A 17,967-nucleotide genomic window follows, 5' to 3' on the forward strand; every position below is an offset into this window, starting at 1 on the left:
CGCAGGGTGACCTCCTCGGACGACCCGTACGCCGACCTCGTACCCGCCTGGACCGACGACGACGTCCCCCCGGACGACGACGTCCCCCCGCCGGTCGACGACGCGCCACCGGACGACGGTCTCGTCCCGCCGGCCGACGCCGCCGCTGCGCGCCCCGCCACCGACCGGTCGGAGGCCGCCAAGCGGGCCAAGCTCGCGATGCTGCGCGGCCTGATGGACACCGCCGGCGGCGAGGGCGGGACACTGCGCGAGCAGGCGACCGAGGCGCTGCGAGCCCTGGTCGGCCGGGACGACGCCGAGCTCCGTGACGACCAGTGGAGCGCGATCGAGGCGCTGGTGGCGTTCCACCGCCGCGCGCTGGTGGTGCAGCGCACCGGCTGGGGCAAGTCCGCGGTGTACTTCGTGGCGACCAGCCTGCTGCGTGCCCGCGGCGCGGGTCCCACGGTGATCGTCTCCCCGCTGCTCGCGCTCATGCGAGACCAGATCTCGGCCGCCGCGCGCGCAGGGATCCACGCGGTGACGATCAACTCCGCCAACGTCACCGAGTGGGACCAGGTGCACGCCCAGATCGCCGCCGGCGAGGTGGACGTCCTGCTGTGCTCCCCGGAACGTCTCAACAACCCCTCGTTCCGCGACGAGGTGCTGCCCCGCCTGGCGGCCGACGCCGGGCTCGTCGTGGTGGACGAGGCGCACTGCATCTCCGACTGGGGGCACGACTTCCGCCCTGACTACCGGCGCATCCGCACGCTGCTGGCCGACCTGCCGCCGGGCATCCCCGTGCTCGCCACGACGGCCACGGCCAACGAGCGGGTGACCCGCGACGTCGCCGAGCAGATGGCGGTCCACGCCGACGGACGCAGTGCGGGCGTGGCCGCCGACGACGGCGCGCTGGTGACGACCGACGACGTGCTCGTGCTGCGGGGCGCCCTCGACCGCGAGTCCCTGCACCTGGCGGTGCTCGAGCTCGGGGACCAGCCGACCCGCGTCGCCTGGCTGGTCGAGGCGCTGCAGGAGATCGACGGGTCCGGGATCGTCTACTGCCTGACCGTCTCCGCCGCCGAGGAGGTGGCGTCCCAGCTCCGGGGCGCCGGACTCGCCGTGGCCGCGTACACCGGGCGCACCGACCCGACGCAGCGTGCGCAGCTGGAGGAGGACCTCAAGGAGAACCGGGTCAAGGCCCTGGTCGCGACGTCCGCGCTCGGCATGGGCTTCGACAAGCCGGACCTCGCGTTCGTCGTGCACCTGGGGGCGCCGTCCTCCCCGATCGCCTACTACCAGCAGGTCGGCCGTGCAGGACGTGGCGTGGACGACGCCGTCGTCGTGCTGCTGCCCGGGCACGAGGACAAGGCGATCTGGGACTGGTTCGGGTCGCAGGCCTTCCCGGCCGAGCCCCAGGTCCGGGCCACCCTCGCTGCGCTCGCCCAGACGGGCGAGACGATGTCGACCGCGAACCTCGAGACGTACGTCGACCTCAAGCGGTCCCGCCTCGAGTCGATGCTCAAGGTCCTGGACGTCGACGGTGCGGTCCGCCGCGTGAAGGGCGGCTGGGTGGCCACCGGGGTCGAGTGGGTCTACGACGCCGCCCGGTACGAGCGCGTCGCCGAGACGCGCCGCACGGAGGCCCAGGCGATGCTCGACTACGTGGCCACGACGGGGTGCAGGATGCGGTTCCTGCGTGCGCAGCTGGACGACCCGGCGTTGCCCGACGGCTGGACGTGCGGTCGCTGCGACCGGTGCGGCGGGGTGACTCTGCCGCCCCCGCCGTCCAGCGAGTCGGTCGCCGAGGCTCGTTCGGAGATGGACCGTCCCGGCGTCGGGGTCGAGCCCCGCAAGATGTGGCCCTCCGGTCTGGCGACGCTCGGGCTGGACGTCAAGGGCAAGATCCCGGAGTCCGAGCGCGCCGAGCCCGGTCGCGCCGTCGCACGGTTCGACGGGCTGGGATGGTCGGGACCTGTGCGCGAGCTGTTCGCGCCGACGACGCCGGACGGCGAGACACCGACCGCGCTCCGGACCGCGGCGGCGCGGGTGCTCGACGACTGGGACGCGATCCGTACGGCTGGTGGCGCCGACGAGGGGTCCGGTGCCGCGCCTGACGCCGGTGTCGACCGGCGGCTCGTCGTCGAGGGTGTGGTCGCCGTGCGCTCCGTGACGCGGCCGCAGCTCACCTATCACCTGGCCAACGGCCTGGCGTCCTACCTGGGCGTCCCGCTCATCGGGGCCGTCGGTCCCGCGCCGGGAGCCGAGGAGCCAGGCCGGCACGACGTGAACTCGGCCATGCGGCTCGCCGGCGTCGTCCAGCGGCTGCGGCTCGAGCTCGGCGAGGCAGCACTGTCCGGCCTCCCGGGTCGCACCGTGCTGCTGGTGGACGACTGGACCGAGTCGGGGTGGACCCTCACCGTCGCGGCACGGCTCCTGCGCCAGGCCGGCGCGGCAGCGGTCCACCCGTTCGTGCTCGGCGTGCGCTAACCGTCGAGCAGGCCGCGCACGTCGTCGGCGGCGAGCGCCCCGGCGAACGCTCCGGCGTCGTCGTCGAGGACCGCGTCGAACAGCGCGGCCTTGCGCTGGGCGAGCGCCATGACCTTCTCCTCGATGGTGTCGGCGGCGACCATCCGGGTGACGACCACCCGGCGGGTCTGGCCGATCCGGTGCGTGCGGTCGATGGCCTGCGCCTCGGCCGCCGGGTTCCACCAGGGGTCGAGCAGGTAGACGTAGTCCGCCTCGGTGAGGTTGAGGCCCACGCCGCCCGCCTTGAGGCTGATGAGGAACACCGGAGCGGTGCCCTGTTTGAATCCGCGGATCACCGCCGCCCGGTTCCGGGTGCTCCCGTCCAGGTAGGCCACGGGCAGGCCGGCCTCCGCGCACCGCTCCTCCACGCGGCGCAAGAACGAGGTGAACTGGGAGAACACCAGGGCTCGATGTCCCTCGGCGGCGAGCTCGACGAGCTGGTCGACGACGGTGTCCAGCTTGGTCGAGGTGGTCCCGGCGTAGGCGTCGTCGACGAGTGCGGCGTCCAGGGCGAGACGCCGCAGCGTCGTCAGGGAGCGGAAGATCGCCGCGCGGTTGGCCTCGAAGTCGCTGAGCAGGCCCAGCAGCCGCTGCCGCTCACGCTGCAGGTGCGTGTCGTAGACCTTGCGGTGGTCGGGAGCGAGCGGCACCCTCAGCACCTGCTCCTGGCGGGCGGGCAGCTCCGGAGCGACCTGCGCCTTGGTGCGTCGCAGCATCAGCACCCGGATGCGCCGCTTGAGACGTTCCAGCGCACGGTTTCCCGCCGCGATGACCGCGGCGTCGTCGTCCTGGGCGGCGGCGGCGACCGGTCGGATGGTCTCGGCCCGGAAGCGGTGCAACGACGGGTACAGCCCCGGTGCCACGATCGCGAGCATCGCCCACAGCTCGGTGAGGTTGTTCTCCAGCGGCGTGCCCGTGATCGCCAGCTTGAAAGGGACGTCGAGCCGGCGAGCCGTCTGGTTCGCCCGGGTGCGCGGGTTCTTCGCGAACTGGGCCTCGTCCAGGATCAGGCCGGACCACTCGAGAGCGTCGAACGCCTCGAACTCCAGCCTGTACACGGCGTACGAGGTGACGACGACGTCGGCGCCGTCGACGATCTCGGCCAGGCGACGGCCCAGCTTCTTGGTCGTGGCGGCGAGAGCGGCCACCTCCAGGCCGGGAGTGAAGCGCGCAGCCTCGTCGACCCAGTTGCCGACGACGGACGCGGGCGCCACGACGACGAACGGTAGTGCGGTCTGCCCGTCGGCCGCCGCGTCCGCGCGGACGCGGGCGAGGAAGGCGAGCGTCTCGACCGTCTTGCCGAGCCCCATGTCGTCCGCGAGGATGCCGCCGAGCCCGTGCTGCCACAGGTAGGTGAGCCACTCGTACGCCTGGTGCTGATAGGGACGCAGGTCAGCATGCAACCCCTCTGGGGGCTCGAGGTGCACCGGTGTGCCACCCCCGTCGGCGATCCGGCGCAGGTCCGCCACCGAGCGGAGCCACCGGTCGGGGACCCGTACCTCGTCCGCGGACTCCTCCAGCTCGCCCCAGAGCTGGGTGTCGTAGCGGCTCAGGCTGAGGCGCCCCGGCCGGTCGCTGAGCGCGGTGGCCTCCTCGATGAGCGAGCGCAGCCGGCCGAGCGAGCGCTGGTTCAGGTGCAGCCACGAACCGTCCACGAGCAGCAGCCGCTTGCGTCCGTGCGCCAGAGCGGTGAAGAGTTTCGTGAACGGCACCTCCTTGCCGGCGACCGTCACCGAGATGCCCAGGTCGAGCCAGTCGGAGCGTCCGGACGGCGCACCGTCGACGACCACGCGCGGGCGCCCGTCCAGGTGGTGGTAGTCGGGCGCCGGGTCGCCCTCGACCCGCACCTCGGCGGCCGCGAGCGCCGGCAGCACGTCCTGCGCCAGGTCCAGGGCGTCTAGCCCGGTGAACCGCTGGTGGTCGTCGATCTCGAACCGCTCGAACCCGGCGATGCCGCGGACCACGGACGTGGCCTTCTCCCGAATCTCCGCCTCGGTCTCCGGGTCGCGGCCCGGGTCCGCCACCGCACCCGTCAGCGGGACGGCACGGGGCTCCCCGTCTCCCCGCGGGTAGCGCCACGTCCAGGTCAGGTCGGCGTGCTCGGGCGAGCCGAACAGGGCGGTGGCGACGAGCAGGGGCCGAGGGTTCTCCGGCAGCTCCACGCTCCCGTCCGAGGCGACGCGAGCGGCACGGCGCAGGGCGGGCAGATGCTCGGTGAAGAACTCGTCGACGTCCGACGCCGGCACGTCGGTGGGGCCGAGCGCCACCAGCTCGCGGACGCCCTCCCCGAGTCGCTGCGAGGCCGGACCGATCCGGAGCACCGCCCGGCCGTCTCTCGTCTCGACGGCGTACAGGCCGGTGTCGCCGACGGTGCCGAGCTGCGCCTCGCCGGACGCGTCGGCCCCGTCCAGGGCGACGACGGGCGACAACCGCACCCCGTCGGCCGACGCCGCGACCTCGAGCCGGACCGTCGCCGCCCTCGCCAGGTGGACGTCGTCACGGGCTCCGTGGCCGACGAACGGGATCTGCAGGTCTGCGGCCTCGGCCAGGAGCGCCCACAACCCTCGCCCGCCGGCGTCGAGCGGACGCCACGCGTCCCGGGACCGCACGGAGCGGTCCTCGAGGGCGGCGCCCAGGTCCGCGAACCAGCGCCGCACCTCCGGCACGGGTGTGGCGCGGACACCGGCGAACGCGTAGAGGCCACGGGTCAGGGCGTCCCAGCTCGCCTCAGGGGCCGTCTTCCAGCCGCCGCCGCGCGACGGGACCACCGGCCGGACCGACAGCCCGGGAGCGGCCTCCCCCAGGGCGCCGTCGAGGCGGAAGCGCAGCGCGACGGGCAGCACTCCGCCGGACGACGGAGCCGCCGTCGGACCGGAAGCGCCCGTGACGGCGGCGAGACGGTCCCGCCAGTCCGTGCCGCCCGTGCCGCTCCGGCCTTCCTCGCCGTGCGGGCGGACGTGGAGCAGCGTGGCCGCGACGTGCTTGCAGTCGACCGCGACCGGGCACGAGCAGGACGAGGCGTGGAACGCGTAGCGACCCGCGTCGTCGACCACGAACCAGATGCGGCAGTCGTAGGGCTGCGGGCCGCTGCCCGCCACCCGCGCGCTCAGGACGAGCCCGTCGGCGTCCCACCGCCAGGAGGCGACCATGCCCGCGCGCTGGTAGCCCTGCGCACGGCGGAACGTCGTGGTGCCCACGATCCCGCCGACGACGAGCGGGTCGAGCCGGGGCGGCAGGGCGGAAGGGGCGGGCATGGGACCCATCGTCCCACCACGCCCTGACACGACCAGCTCAGAAGCGGCCGCGCACCGCCTCGCCGTGCGCGGGAAGGTCCTCGTCGACCGCGATCGCGGCGATGCGGTCGGCCACCTTCGCCAGCGCCTCCCGGGAGTAGTCGACGACCTGCACCGAGCGCAGGAACGCGTGCACGCCCAGCCCGCTGGCGAAGCGTGCGGTCCCGCCCGTGGGCAGCACGTGGTTCGAACCCGCCATGTAGTCGCCGAGCGAGACCGGCGAGTACGGGCCGACGAAGATCGCCCCCGCCGACCGGACGCGCTCGGCGAGCTCGGCGGCCCTCTCGGTCTGGATCTCCAGGTGCTCGGCGCCGTAGGCGTCGACCACCGACAACCCTTGGTCGAGGTCGTCCACCAGCACCACCGCCGACTGCGGTCCGGCGAGCGCCGTCGTGACGCGGGCGGCGTGCTTCGTGGCCTCCGCGAGGTCCACCAGCTTCGCCTCCACCGCGCCTGCGAGCTCCACCGACGGCGTCACGAGCACCGAGGCCGCCATCAGGTCGTGCTCGGCCTGGCTGACGAGGTCGAGCGCCACGTGCCCCGCGTCGGCGGTGTGGTCGGCGAGGACGGCGATCTCCGTGGGACCGGCCTCGGCGTCGATGCCGACGACGCCGCGCACGAGCCGCTTGGCGGCGGCGACGTAGACGTTGCCCGGACCGGTGACGACGTCGACCGGCTCGCAGAGGACCTCTCCGTCGACAGGCTCGCTCCCGTACGCGCCGTAGGCGAACATCGCCACCGCCTGGGCACCGCCGACCGCGTAGACCTCGTCGACGCCGAGCAGGGCGCACGCCGCCAGGATCGTGGGGTGCGGGAGGCCGCCGGAGTCCTTCTGCGGGGGCGAGGCCACCGCGAGGGACGGCACGCCCGCCTCCTGCGCGGCGACGACGTTCATGATCACCGACGACGGGTAGACCGCCAGGCCGCCCGGCGCGTAGAGACCCACGCGCTCGACGGGGATCCAGCGCTGCCGCACCTCCGCGCCGTCGGCCAGGACGGTCGTGTGCTCGGTGGGCATCTGGTCGGCGTGCACTGCTCGCACGCGGACGATCGCCTCCTCGAGCCCGTCGCGGACGAGCGGGTCGAGGCCGGCCAGGGCCTCGTCGATCGCGTGCCGGGGCACCCGCAGATGATCCGGGCGCACCCCGTCGAAACGCTCGCCCAGGTCGCGCAGCGCGGCGGCGCCACGGGTCCGGACGTCGGTCAGGATCGGAGCGACGGCGTCGACGGCCTGCTCCACGCCGACCTCAGGGCGCGGCAGCACCCTCAGCAGCTCGGCGCGGGACAGGACCTGTCCACGAAGATCGATGCGTTGGATCACGTCCCCAGTCTAGGCCGTGCCCTACGGGCCCGGCCGGTCGTCCCGGACGGTGGTCGCTGGGACAATACGAGGCATGGACAACCCCCTCGAGGTCCCGATCCGCGACGACGTCATCCGGCTCGGCCAGTTCCTCAAGCTCGCCGGCCTCGCCGAGTCCGGGAACCACGCCCGCGACCTCGTGGCCGACGGCGACGTCCGCGTCGACGGCGAGACCGAGACGCGGCGCGGGCGTCAGCTGCGCGCCGGCGCACGGGTGACGGTCGTCGGCCCCGAGGGCGAGGAGACCGCCGTCGTCGTTCAGGACGACATGTAGGCCGACGCCATCACCCGGTCCGGGGTCAGCTGCAGCACGATCCGGTCCGGGTCGTGCTCGAGCTGCCGGAACCGCTTCGCGTAGCGGCGGACCGCCTCGGCCACCTCGTCAGCGTCCTCCACGACGGCGATCGTCCCCTCGAGCGTCATCCACCGGCCGCCGTCGACCTGGCAGACGGCAGCCCGTGGCGGCTCACCGTCCGGTCCCCGGCGGCGGGCGTTGCGCGCCTTGACCGACGTGCGCCGCGCGGTGATCCGCACGACACCCCGCTCGGCGTCCCAGGTGAAGGCCACGGGGACCACGTGCGGCGTGCCGTCGGCGCGCAGCGTGGTCAGCGTCGCGAGGTGCCGTTCCGTGACGAAGACGAGCTGCTCGGGGTTGAGTCGGATCACGGGCGCGAGCCTACGCCCCCTGCCGCGCGTCCCGGACCGTCGAAGCCGCGGACCGTCACGCGCGGGACGGCGCCGTCGTGCAGGGCACGCAGCACCACCAGCTCGTGGGGCACGACCGGCTCCGGCAGGTGCACGAACGGGAACCAGCGCAGGTCCGCCGCCTTGTCGCGCTCCTGCAGCACGGGGTCGCCCTGCCACCGGCTCGCCGCGAAGAAGAAGTCGACCCGCTGCTCCAGCGCCGGGCCGCCGGGCAGTCCCCGGTGCATCACGGTCAACGCCTCGAGGTCCGCCGGTGCGACGGTCACCCCGAGCTCTTCGCGCGCCTCCCGCACGGCGGCCTCGAGCACCGACTCGCCCTCCTCGACGTGGCCCGCCGCGCCGGCCGCCCAGTACCCGTCCATGAAGCCGGTGCCGGACCGCAGCTGCAGCAGCACCTGACCCTCGCGGCGCAGCAGCAGGTAGACGGCCGGCACCACGCGGAACCGGTGGCCCGCGGTGCCGTCGTCCCAGGCGGCGCTCATGACAGGCAGCTCGGGCCGAGCAGGGCCTTGAGGTCGCCGAAGAGCGCGGGCGACTTCTCGACCCGCAGCCGGTCGGCCGCGCGCACCACCGTCTTCTTGCCGGGCTCGGCCACGTGCACGTGGACCTCGGCCGGTCCCGGGTGCGACGTCAGCACCTCGCGCAACCGCACCATCACCGGCTCGACGCACCGCGTGTGGGGCACGGTCACCTGCACCGGGGAGTCGGCCACCGCCGAGGTGTCCGGCAGGGTCACCTCCTGCGCCTGGAGCTGCATCTGCTCGTCACGCCGACGGACCCGGCCCTTGAGCGTGACCACCTGGTCCTCGGCGAGGACGGTGGAGTAGGCCAGGTAGGTCTCGCCGAAGAACATGACCTCGACGGAACCCTCCAGGTCCTCGATGGTCACGGCCGCCCACGGGTTGCCGTTCTTGCTCATCTTGCGCTGCACGGAGGTCAGCAGCCCGGCGACGGTGACGGAGGAACCGTCCGGACGGCCCTCGTCGGCCATGAGCGACGCGATGGACGTGTCGGCCGCACGCGCCAGCACGTGCTCCATGCCGGACAACGGGTGGTCCGAGACGTACAGCCCCAGCATCTCCCGCTCGAACGCGAGCAGCTGCTTCTTGTCCCAGTCCGGCAGGTCCGGCACGTCGACGCTGAAGCTCATCTTCTCGTCGCCCGCGCCCAGGTCGGCGAACAGGTCGAACTGCCCCTTCGCCTCCTCGCGCTTGACCGAGATCACCGAGTCCACCGCCTGCTCGTGGACGACGAGCAACGCGCGGCGCGGGTGCCCGAGGGAGTCGAACGCCCCGGCCTTGATCAGCGACTCGATGGTGCGCTTGTTGCACACCACGGCCGGCACCTTGTCGAGGAAGTCGGTGAACGAGGTGAAGTCGCCGTGCTCCTCGCGGGCCGCGAGGATCGCCGAGACGACGTTCGCGCCGACGTTGCGCACCGCCGTCAGCCCGAACCTGATGTCGTCACCGACGGCCGTGAACTTCGCGGCCGACTCGTTGACGTCCGGCGGCAGGACGGTGATGCGCATCCGGCGGCACTCGCCGAGATACAGCGCCATCTTGTCCTTGTCGTCCCGCACGGACTGCAGGAGCCCCGCCATGTACTCCGTGGGGTACTTCGCCTTGAGGTACGCCGTCCAGTAGGCGACCAGCCCGTACCCGGCGGAGTGCGCCTTGTTGAACGCATAGCCGGCGAACGGCACCAGGACGTCCCAGACGGCCTTGATCGCAGCGTCGGAGTAGCCCCGCTCCTTGCAGCCGGCCTCGAAGTTCACGAACTCCTTGGCGAGCACCTCGGGCTTCTTCTTGCCCATGGCGCGGCGCAGGAGGTCCGCCTGGCCGAGCGAGTAGCCCGCGAGGATCTGCGCGGCGCGCTGCACCTGCTCCTGGTAGACGATCAGACCGTAGGTCTCGTCCAGGACCTCGGACAACGGCTCGGCCAGCTCACGGTGGATCGGCTCGATCTTCTGCATGCCGTTCTTGCGCAGCGCATAGTTCACGTGCGAGTTCATGCCCATCGGCCCGGGTCGGTACAGCGCGATGACCGCCGAGAGGTCGTCGAACTTGTCGGGACGCATCTGGCGCAGCAGCGAGCGCATCGGGCCGCCGTCGAGCTGGAACACGCCGAGGGTCTCGCCGCGGGCGAGCAGCTCGTAGGTGGCGACGTCGTCGAGCGGGACGTGCTCGATCTCGACCGCGTCCTTGCCGTTCATGGTGATGTTCTCGAGCGCGTCGTCGAGGATCGTGAGGTTTCGGAGCCCGAGGAAGTCCATCTTGATCAGGCCGAGACCCTCGGACGTCGGGTAGTCGAACTGTGTGATCACCGCGCCGTCCTGCGGGCGCCGCATGATCGGGATGACGTCGATCAGCGGCTCGCTCGACATGATCACGCCCGCCGCGTGGACGCCCCACTGGCGCTTGAGCCCTTCGATGCCGCGCGCCGTCTCCACCACGCGCTGGGCCTCGGGGTCGGTGTCGTGCACCTGCCGGAACTCGGAGGCCTCCGAGTAGCGCTCGTGCTCGGGGTCGAAGATGCCGGACAGCGGGATGTCCTTGCCCATGACGGGCGGCGGCATCGCCTTGGTGAGCTTCTCCCCCATCGCGAACGGGAATCCGAGCACGCGGGAGGCGTCCTTGAGGGCCTGCTTGGCCTTGATCGACCCGTAGGTGACGATCATCGCCACCCGGTCGTCGCCGTACTTGTCGCTCACGTAGCGGATGACCTCGGCGCGCCGGCGCTCGTCGAAGTCGACGTCGACGTCCGGCATGGAGACGCGTTCCGGGTTGAGGAACCGCTCGAAGATCAGTCCGTGCTCGAGCGGGTCGAGCTCGGTGATGCCCATCACGTAGGACACCATCGAGCCGGCCGCCGAACCACGGCCGGGGCCGACGCGGATGCCCTGCTCCTTGGCCCAGTTGATAAAGTCGGCGACGACGAGGAAGTACCCCGGGAAGCCCATCTGGATGATGACCTCGGTCTCGTACTTCGCCTGCGCACGGACCTCGTCCGGCACCCCCGCCGGGTAGCGGCGGTGCAGGCCGTGCTCGACCTCCTTGACGAACCAGGAGATCTCGTCCTCGCCGTCGGGCACCGGGAAGTTCGGCATGTAGTTCGCGCCGGTGTCGAACGAGACCTCGCACCGCTCCGCGATGAGCAACGTGTTGTCGACCGCCTCCGGCATCTCGGCGAACAGCCGCCGCATCTCGGCACCGGACTTGACGTAGAAGTTGTCGCCGCTGAACGCGAACCGGCTACCACCCTGGTCGTAGGTCGGCTCGTCCAGCGTGGACCCGGAGTTCACCGCCAGCAGCACCTCGTGCGCGTGGGAGTCCTCCTGCTTGGTGTAGTGCAGGTCGTTGGTCGCGACCAGCGGCGCCCCGATGTGCTCCGCCAGGCGCAGCAGGTCCTTGGACGTGCGGGACTCGATCTCGATCCCGTGGTCCATGAGCTCGACGAAGTAATTCTCCTTGCCGAAGATGTCCTGGTACTCCCCGGCCGCCCGGACCGCGTCGTCCCACTGGCCGAGGCGCAGGCGCGTCTGGATCTCGCCGGACGGGCAGCCCGAGGTGGCCATCAGGCCCTCGGCATAGGTCTCGAGCAGCTCGCGGTCCATGCGCGGCCACTTGCCCATCTGGCCGTCCAGGGACGCCAACGACGACGCCCGGAACAGGTTGTGCATGCCGGTGTTGTCCCGGGACCACAGCGTCATGTGGGTGTAGGCGCCGCCCGCGGAGACGTCGTCGCGCCGCTGGTGCTGCTCGCCCCACTGGACCTTGGTGCGGTCGTGCCGGCTGGTGCCCGGCGTGACGTACGCCTCGACACCGATGATCGGCTTGACCCCGAACTTCTGCGCGGTGCTCCAGAAGTCGAACGCCCCGAACAGGTACCCGTGGTCGGTGATCGCGATCGCCTTCTGGCCCAGCCGCGCCACCTCGGTGAACAGGTCGTTCATCCGGGCCGCACCGTCCAGCATCGAGTACTCGGTGTGGACGTGGAGGTGGACGAAGTCGTCGTTCTTCTCAGGTGCGTCCGGCATGGGGTCGAGTCTAGGAGCCGCCACCGACCTTCGACGACGCCCCTCGCCGGATCCCCCGGCACCGCCCCGCGCCGTCCGCGTACAGTGCTCCCAACACCCGCCCGGAGAAGGAGGAGCCGTGGCCTCAGTGACGAGTGCCGACGTCGCCCGCGCCGCGGGGGTCTCCCGCACCACCGTCAGCTACGTCCTCAACGACACCCCTGGTGCGTCCGTCTCCGAGGCGACCCGCGAGCACGTCCGGGCGACGGCCTCCCGGCTGGGGTACGCGCCGTCGGCGGCCGCTCGCACGCTGCGACGCGGGCGCAGCGACCTGGTCGTCTGCGTGCTGCCCGACTGGCCGACCGGCCCCGTCGTGGACTCGCTGCTGGACCACCTCACCGACGTGCTCGCCGAGCGCGGGCTGTTCGTGCTGGTCCACCACCACCGCGACTCGCGCGCGCTGGCCGAGCTGTGGCGGGCCGTGACACCACGCGCCGTCGTCGGGCTCGCCCCGTTCCTCCCCGCCGACGTGCGGGCGATGGAGCAGGCCGGGATCGCCGTCGTCGGGTCGGTCGAGTCCGCCGACGGCGGGGCCTTCGACCGCTCGCAGCACGACCTCGCCGTGCTCCAGGTCGACCACCTGACCGCCCGCGGGCACCGCTGGGTCGCGTTCGCCACGACGACGGACGGTCGGCTGCGCCGGTTCGGCGACGCCCGCTTCGCCGGGGTCCGCGACGCCTGCGCGGCACGCGGGCTGCCCGAGCCCCGGCAGGCCGCCGTGCGGACGGACGAGCCGGCCGGCGCGACGGTCCGCTCCTGGCACGCGAGCGGCGTCACCGCCGTCGCCGCGTACAACGACGAGGTCGCCCTGGCCCTGCTCGCCGGCGCCCGGGACGCCGGCCTGGCGGTCCCCGACGATATCGCGGTGATCGGCGTCGACGACGCCCCCGCCGCCCGGGTCACGACGCCCCCGCTGACCACCGTGGCCCAACCGGTGACGGCCCAGTCCGAGCACCTGGCGGCGAGCGTGCTGGCGGTGCTCGACGGGCACGGGCGGCCGCCCTGGCCGGACGACCCCGCCCGCGTCGTCGTGCGATCGTCGACCTGACGCCGCTCGGCGCCGGTCAGGGCACCGGGTAGTCCACGACGTACTCCGGGGACCCCGACGTCGACGGCGGCACCGCGTCGCCCACCCCGTTGACGACGTGCTGGATCGTGCCGGCACTGAGGTTGACCGTCATGAGGTGGTGCAGCCGAACCCCCGGTACCTGCGGCACCGAGAACCCGTTCTCCGTGATGATCTCCGGGTTGTTCTGGTTGAACACGTACACGCCCGCGCCGAACAGGCGGTGCCGCTCGACGTCGTCGGCGACCTTGTACCCCTCCCAGCCGAGCGTGCCGTCCGGCTGCGTCCAGTCCGCCTGGGTCGGCGGGTCGTAGGGCAGCTCGTTCTGGTAGAGGACCACGGTGCCGTCCTCGCCGTTCCAGATCGTGTTGTGCTCCTGGAAGTGCTCGACGAAGAGCCCGGTGGCGGTGACGCGGTCGCCGTCGACCACCACGCCGTTGCGGCCGACGTTCGTGGCCCAGCGCTCCGTGTCGCCGTTGACGCCCGCGGACCCGTCCGTCGCGAAGCCCTCGACGCCGTGGTCGCCGCGCCACACCCAGGTGTGGTCGATGAGCACGTCGTGCGAGTTCACGTCGAGAGCCACGTCCGCCTTGCCGACGTGCGGGCCGCCCACCCGGAAGTACACGTCGGACAACGTGATCGGGTCGGCGGCGTCCGACCTGTGGTTCTTGCCGCGCTCCTTGCCGATGCGCAGCAGCGCCGGCGACTCCTCGGTCCCGGCGTCGATGGAGACACCGGCCACGACGACCCCGGAGGTGTCGGCGACCGTCAGCGGCACCGCGCCGTCGACGGCGGTGAGCGTGGCGTGCCCCATGCCGAGCACGACCGTGCCCGGCCGCTTGACGGAGATGCTCCGGTCGACGTCGTAGACGCCGGGCGTGAGCAGCAGGTGCTTTCCGCGAGCCAGCTGGCTGTTGATCCTCGCCACGGAGTCGCCGGGCCGTGCGACGTAGAAGTCCGCGATCGGCAGCGTGCGGCCGGGGGCGAGGCCGTCGGCCCACGAGACGCCGCGAGTATCCGTCTGCGCGGCGGGGACGCGCACCTGGTAACGCCCCTCGTCGTCGACGAACAGGTACGGCTTCTCACGGCTCACCGGCGTCGTCTCGAGCGTGGTGTACGGCTCCGTCGGAAAGTTCTGCTCGCCCGGCGCACCGTCGACCCCGGCGAAGACCTGGTTCCACACCGCGTTGGACCAGCCGCCACCGAGCTCGCTGTTGCGCGTGAGCCACTGCTGCTGCGAGCCGTTGGTCACCTCGGTGTCGAACCGGGAGTCGGCGATGAAGCCGCCGCTGGCGTACTGCGGGCCCGCCGAGCAGTAGTCCATGAGCGAGAGCGGGCCGCGCACGTCGAGACGACGCATCGAGACAGCCTGCGACACCGCCCAGAAGTTCGTCGTCGCCTCGCAGTCGCCCTGGCCCGCGGTGTTCACGTCGAGCGACAGGTTCGACACGGTCCGCCAGAAGTTGACCAGCGCGATGCAGTTCGGGTTCGCGGGGTCGTCCGAAAGGCAGCGGTTGCGCACCTCGATCGTGCCGTCGACGGTGACGTCGGACGGCGAGGCGCCCAGACCGGCGACCTCGGTGTAGTACCCGACGTCGATCTGCAACGGATCCTCGGCCGAGCCGTAGGTGCCGGGCAGGAAGTAGACGGCGTGCCGGTCGGTACCCATCTCGGCGTCGACCTGCCGGTCGTGCAGGGAGTCCATCGTGGCCTGGATCTCGTCCTGCGGCGTGCTGGGACCGAACACGGTCACGTGCGGGCCGAAGTCCGGGTCGGTGGCGTCGACCAGGTCGGGCCGGGCGGCCTGCGCGCCGGGCATGGTGGCGATGGCGGTCACGAGAGCTGCTCCTGCGGCGACGGCAGGCACGAGCCGGCGGCGCGGCTGCCGTGCGCTCGCTCGTGCCGCTGCGTGGGGTGATGACATGCGTCCTCCTCGTCGAGGTCGTGGGTGACTCGTGTCACCCGTCGCCACGAGAGTAGCCCGCTGCTGCCACCGGGACAAGCGCCGTCAGGCGTAGGCGCCGCGGACGACCTCGAGAGCCGACTGCAGGTCGTCGGGGTACTCGCTGCTCACCTCGACGCGGCCACCCGTCAGCGGGTGCTCGAAACCCAGCCGCATCGCGTGCAGCCACTGCCGCTCGAGCCCGACCCTCGATGCCAGCACCGGGTCCGCGCCGTACGTGAGGTCACCCACCAGCGGGTGCCGCAACGCCGCGAAGTGCACGCGGATCTGGTGCGTCCGACCCGTCTCCAGGTGCACCTGCGCCAACGAGGCCGCCGGGAGCATCTCGAGGACCTCGTAGTGCGTCACCGACGCCTTGCCCTCCGCCACCACGGCGAACCGGTAGTCGTGGTGCGGGTGCCGGCCGATGGGCGCGTCGATGGTCCCGGTCGTCGGCTCGGGGTGGCCCTGGACCAGCGCGTGGTAGACCTTGTCCACCGTGCGCTCCTTGAAGGCGCGCTTCAGTCCGGTGTACGCCAGCTCGCTCTTGGCCACGGCCATCAGGCCGGAGGTCCCGACGTCCAGCCGGTGCACGATCCCCTGACGCTCGGCCGCCCCCGACGTCGAGATCCGGTACCCCGCCGCCGCCAAGGCTCCGACCACCGTCGGTCCCGTCCACCCCGGCGACGGGTGCGCTGCGACCCCGACCGGCTTGTCGACGACCACGACGTCGTCGTCCTCGTAGGCGATCCGCATCCCCTCGACGGGCTCGGCGACGACCGGCGGCGCCGACGACACCTCGGGCACGTCGACCTCCAGCCAGCCACCGGGGGCCACCCGGTCCGACTTGCCGACCTCCCGGCCGTCGAGACGCACCGCTCCGGCGGCGGCGAGCTCTGCCGCCTGCGTGCGCGAGAAGCCCAGCATGCGCCCGAGGGCGACGTCGACCCGCTCTCCGGCCAGGCCGTCCGGCACCGGCAGCGTGCGCACTGTCATCAGGCGGCGTCCCGGGCCTCGCGGCTGCCGTCGATCCCGATGCCGCGGAACGACAGCACGATGATCATGCCCGCCGCGGCCACGATCGCGATGTCGGCAACGTTGCCGACGAAGAAGTCGGCGTAGGCGATCATGTCCACGACCTCACCGCGGGCGAACCCTGGTTGGCGCAGCAACCGGTCGCCGAGGTTACCGAGGGCACCGCCGAGCAGCAGCCCGAGCGCGACCGTCCAGCCCGCCGAACCCAGCCGGCGCATCGCCCGCACGATGACCACGACGACCGCCACCACGACGATCGTGAGGACCCAGGTGTACCCGTTGGCCATGAAGGACAGGGCCGCCCCCGGGTTGAACACCAGGGTGAGGCCGAGCAGGTCACCCAGGAGCGCGACGCGCACGCCCTCGGTGAGCGCGGACAGCGCCCACCACTTCGTGAGCTGATCGACGACGAGGACCACCGCCGCCAGCAAGAACGCCCACCGACCCAGCCGGCCGCGGCGCACCGACGTCTCGGGAGGGAGCGTCGGTGCAGACGTCTCGGGCTCGTCGGGGATCTCGGGAACCGGCTCGGCACCGGTGGGCGTGGAGGACATCGCGCCCGATTCTACGGTCAGCGCCGCTCCTCGCGCGCCTTCGCCTCCACCGACAGCGTCGCCCGCGGGAAGGCCTGCAACCGCGCCTTGCCGATCGGGTGCCCGGTGATCTCGCAGGTGGCGTAGGTGCCGTTGCTGATCCGGCCGATCGCGTGCGACGTCTGCGCCAGCAGGTCACGCAGGTTGTTCACCAGCGTCAGCTCCTGCTCGCGCTCGAGGGCGCTCGAGCCGTAGTCGGCCTGGTCGTCCCCCGCACCGTCCCCGGAGTTGCGCAACAGGTCGCTCAGCTCGGCGTCCGCTGCGGCCAGCTCCCGGGTGTAGCGCTCACGGTCCTCCAGCAGGAGGAAGGCGAGCTCGGACACCTCCTGGAGCGTCCAGGGGTCCTCCCCGTCACGCACCGGGAACTTCTTGACGTCCCGCGCGAGGTTCGGGAACTCGCCCCGGACCGTCTCTCGCTGGGAGGTGGAGAGCTTGGCCATTCGCTGCCCTTCCGTTCGTGAGGTCACCGCAGCGTAAGTGCGCGGACCGGCCCGCACAACAGCACGCGCCGAGGTGGCGTGTCCTGGGGTAAGGCCGGTCCGCGCAGGGACCGCTCCGGAGGTCCGCTCAGAGTTCCTGCGGACGCCCCGCGCCGGCGTTCTGCCGCTGCGGCGGGAGCGCCGAGCCGCGGGCGTCCAGGTCACCGAGCAGGTTCTGCAGGAAGCTCTTGAGCCGCGTGCGGTAGTCCCGCTCGAACAGCCGGAGCTCGTCGATCTTGCGCTCGAGGAGCGAACGCTCCTGCTCGAGCTGGGAGAGCGTGCGGTGGCTCGTCTCCTCCGCCTCGCGCACGATGCGGCTGCCCTCCGACTTCGCCTCGGAGATCAGGCGGTCACCCTCCTCCTGGCCCGAGCGCACGTAGTCGTCGTGCAGCTTCTGGGCGAGCTGGAGCATGCCGGTGGCCGACTCCGGCTCTGCGTGCGGCTTGTCGCCGGCCGGCTGCGCAGCGGCCGCAGCGGCGGCCGCTGCCTGGACCTGCGCCGCGACGTCTGGCTGCTCGGCGGACTGCTGCGCGGCCTCGCTGCGGCTCAGCTCACCCACACGGCGCTCGGCCGCGGCGAGCTTGGATCGCAGGTCGTCGTTCTCCTCCTGCACGGACGTGAGCGTGCGAACGACCTCGTCGAGGAAGTCGTCGACCTCTTCGACGTCGTAGCCCTCGCGGAACTTCGTCGCCGAGAACTTCTTGTTGAGGATGTCCTCTGCCGTCAGCAGTGCCATCGTGTCACCTCGTTGCCGTAGCGCGGTCCAGTGCACGGACCCGGAGCGTCCGTGGATGACCACGGTAGCGGACGCCCGCTGCGACGGCCCCCCGGGGGAGCCGCGCTCACGGTGTCTTCACAGGTCCGGCGTGGGCTGGTCCCGCGTGTCGCGGGACCGGGAGAAGGGTTGCCGGCGA

General features: G+C 72.3%; 13 protein-coding genes. 3 read left to right on the plus strand and 10 right to left on the minus strand.

The annotated features are described in order from the left end of the window. Positions 1-198 precede the first annotated feature (198 nt). Complete coding sequence (locus ACH5HR_RS09315) at positions 199-2,466, plus strand: RecQ family ATP-dependent DNA helicase (RefSeq protein WP_416477698.1); 2,268 nt, start codon at positions 199-201, stop codon at positions 2,464-2,466. On the opposite strand, the gene ACH5HR_RS09320 is transcribed toward ACH5HR_RS09315, so the two are convergent. Together ACH5HR_RS09320 and hisD are read right to left on the minus strand one after the other, a co-directional pair. Beyond that, positions 2,463-5,759 (minus strand): DEAD/DEAH box helicase, encoded by a 3,297-nt coding sequence (locus ACH5HR_RS09320; protein ID WP_416477541.1) that lies wholly within the window; start codon positions 5,757-5,759, stop codon positions 2,463-2,465. The two genes, ACH5HR_RS09315 and ACH5HR_RS09320, sit on opposite strands and share 4 nt — an antisense overlap. Positions 5,760-5,796: 37 nt before the next feature. Further along, the gene (gene hisD, locus ACH5HR_RS09325; protein WP_416477543.1) at positions 5,797-7,119 is read right to left on the minus strand and encodes a histidinol dehydrogenase; all 1,323 of its coding nucleotides are present in this window, start codon (positions 7,117-7,119) and stop codon (positions 5,797-5,799) included. A gap of 73 nt (positions 7,120-7,192) precedes the next feature. Between hisD and ACH5HR_RS09330 the strand changes: the two genes are divergently transcribed. Next, positions 7,193-7,432, plus strand: a complete 240-nt coding sequence (locus ACH5HR_RS09330) for an RNA-binding S4 domain-containing protein (RefSeq protein WP_416477545.1) — start codon at positions 7,193-7,195, stop codon at positions 7,430-7,432. On the opposite strand, the gene ACH5HR_RS09335 is transcribed toward ACH5HR_RS09330, so the two are convergent. From ACH5HR_RS09335 to dnaE, 3 genes are read right to left on the minus strand one after another with little or no spacing between them, the layout of a single operon-like run. Then, on the minus strand, positions 7,417-7,824 hold the full coding sequence (locus tag ACH5HR_RS09335; RefSeq protein ID WP_402375194.1) for a pyridoxamine 5'-phosphate oxidase family protein: 408 nt from the start codon (positions 7,822-7,824) through the stop codon (positions 7,417-7,419). The genes ACH5HR_RS09330 and ACH5HR_RS09335 overlap by 16 nt on opposite strands. After that, on the minus strand, positions 7,821-8,345 hold the full coding sequence (locus tag ACH5HR_RS09340) for an NUDIX hydrolase (RefSeq protein WP_416477547.1): 525 nt from the start codon (positions 8,343-8,345) through the stop codon (positions 7,821-7,823). Before ACH5HR_RS09340 ends, ACH5HR_RS09335 begins: the two co-directional genes overlap by 4 nt. Beyond that, entirely contained in the window at positions 8,342-11,899 is a 3,558-nt protein-coding gene (gene dnaE / locus ACH5HR_RS09345) for a DNA polymerase III subunit alpha (protein WP_402375198.1), read from the minus strand. Before dnaE ends, ACH5HR_RS09340 begins: the two co-directional genes overlap by 4 nt. A gap of 118 nt (positions 11,900-12,017) precedes the next feature. On the opposite strand from dnaE, the gene ACH5HR_RS09350 reads away from it, so the two are divergent. Then, a complete protein-coding gene (locus ACH5HR_RS09350; protein ID WP_402375200.1) occupies positions 12,018-12,986 on the plus strand; it encodes a LacI family DNA-binding transcriptional regulator in 969 nt (322 codons plus the stop codon). Positions 12,987-13,002: 16 nt separating this feature from the next. On the opposite strand, the gene ACH5HR_RS09355 is transcribed toward ACH5HR_RS09350, so the two are convergent. From ACH5HR_RS09355 to ACH5HR_RS09375, 5 genes are all read right to left on the minus strand, one after another. Beyond that, positions 13,003-14,928, minus strand: a complete 1,926-nt coding sequence (locus ACH5HR_RS09355) for a pectate lyase-like domain-containing protein (protein WP_416477549.1) — start codon at positions 14,926-14,928, stop codon at positions 13,003-13,005. A gap of 84 nt (positions 14,929-15,012) precedes the next feature. Beyond that, complete coding sequence (locus tag ACH5HR_RS09360; protein ID WP_402375204.1) at positions 15,013-15,942, minus strand: RluA family pseudouridine synthase; 930 nt, start codon at positions 15,940-15,942, stop codon at positions 15,013-15,015. Next, positions 15,942-16,535 carry a signal peptidase II gene (locus ACH5HR_RS09365; protein ID WP_402375206.1) on the minus strand — a complete coding sequence of 198 codons (594 nt, stop codon included), beginning with the start codon at positions 16,533-16,535 and terminating at the stop codon, positions 15,942-15,944. The genes ACH5HR_RS09360 and ACH5HR_RS09365 overlap by 1 nt, the downstream gene beginning before the upstream one ends. Positions 16,536-16,552: 17 nt before the next feature. Then, positions 16,553-17,014, minus strand: a complete 462-nt coding sequence (locus ACH5HR_RS09370) for a TraR/DksA family transcriptional regulator (RefSeq protein WP_402375547.1) — start codon at positions 17,012-17,014, stop codon at positions 16,553-16,555. 127 nt (positions 17,015-17,141) lie between these two features. Further along, a complete protein-coding gene (locus tag ACH5HR_RS09375) occupies positions 17,142-17,789 on the minus strand; it encodes a DivIVA domain-containing protein (RefSeq protein WP_402375208.1) in 648 nt (215 codons plus the stop codon). Positions 17,790-17,967 lie beyond the last annotated feature (178 nt).

It is taken from the genome of Isoptericola maris (assembly GCF_048065335.1).
GTDB lineage: Bacteria > Actinomycetota > Actinomycetes > Actinomycetales > Cellulomonadaceae > Isoptericola > Isoptericola rhizosphaerae.

What these genes read in the sequence shown, in the direction of transcription:
- ACH5HR_RS09320 (WP_416477541.1), bottom strand. Translation starts at nt 5,759, where the DNA reads ATGCCCGCCCCTTCCGCCCTGCCGCCCCGGCTCGACCCGCTCGTCGTC.
- ACH5HR_RS09340 (WP_416477547.1), bottom strand. Translation starts at nt 8,345, where the DNA reads ATGAGCGCCGCCTGGGACGACGGCACCGCGGGCCACCGGTTCCGCGTG.
- ACH5HR_RS09330 (WP_416477545.1), top strand. Translation starts at nt 7,193, where the DNA reads ATGGACAACCCCCTCGAGGTCCCGATCCGCGACGACGTCATCCGGCTC.
- ACH5HR_RS09355 (WP_416477549.1), bottom strand. Translation starts at nt 14,928, where the DNA reads ATGTCATCACCCCACGCAGCGGCACGAGCGAGCGCACGGCAGCCGCGC.
- dnaE (WP_402375198.1), bottom strand. Translation starts at nt 11,899, where the DNA reads ATGCCGGACGCACCTGAGAAGAACGACGACTTCGTCCACCTCCACGTC.
- ACH5HR_RS09315 (WP_416477698.1), top strand. Translation starts at nt 199, where the DNA reads ATGCTGCGCGGCCTGATGGACACCGCCGGCGGCGAGGGCGGGACACTG.
- ACH5HR_RS09360 (WP_402375204.1), bottom strand. Translation starts at nt 15,942, where the DNA reads ATGACAGTGCGCACGCTGCCGGTGCCGGACGGCCTGGCCGGAGAGCGG.
- ACH5HR_RS09370 (WP_402375547.1), bottom strand. Translation starts at nt 17,014, where the DNA reads ATGGCCAAGCTCTCCACCTCCCAGCGAGAGACGGTCCGGGGCGAGTTC.
- ACH5HR_RS09375 (WP_402375208.1), bottom strand. Translation starts at nt 17,789, where the DNA reads ATGGCACTGCTGACGGCAGAGGACATCCTCAACAAGAAGTTCTCGGCG.
- ACH5HR_RS09365 (WP_402375206.1), bottom strand. Translation starts at nt 16,535, where the DNA reads ATGTCCTCCACGCCCACCGGTGCCGAGCCGGTTCCCGAGATCCCCGAC.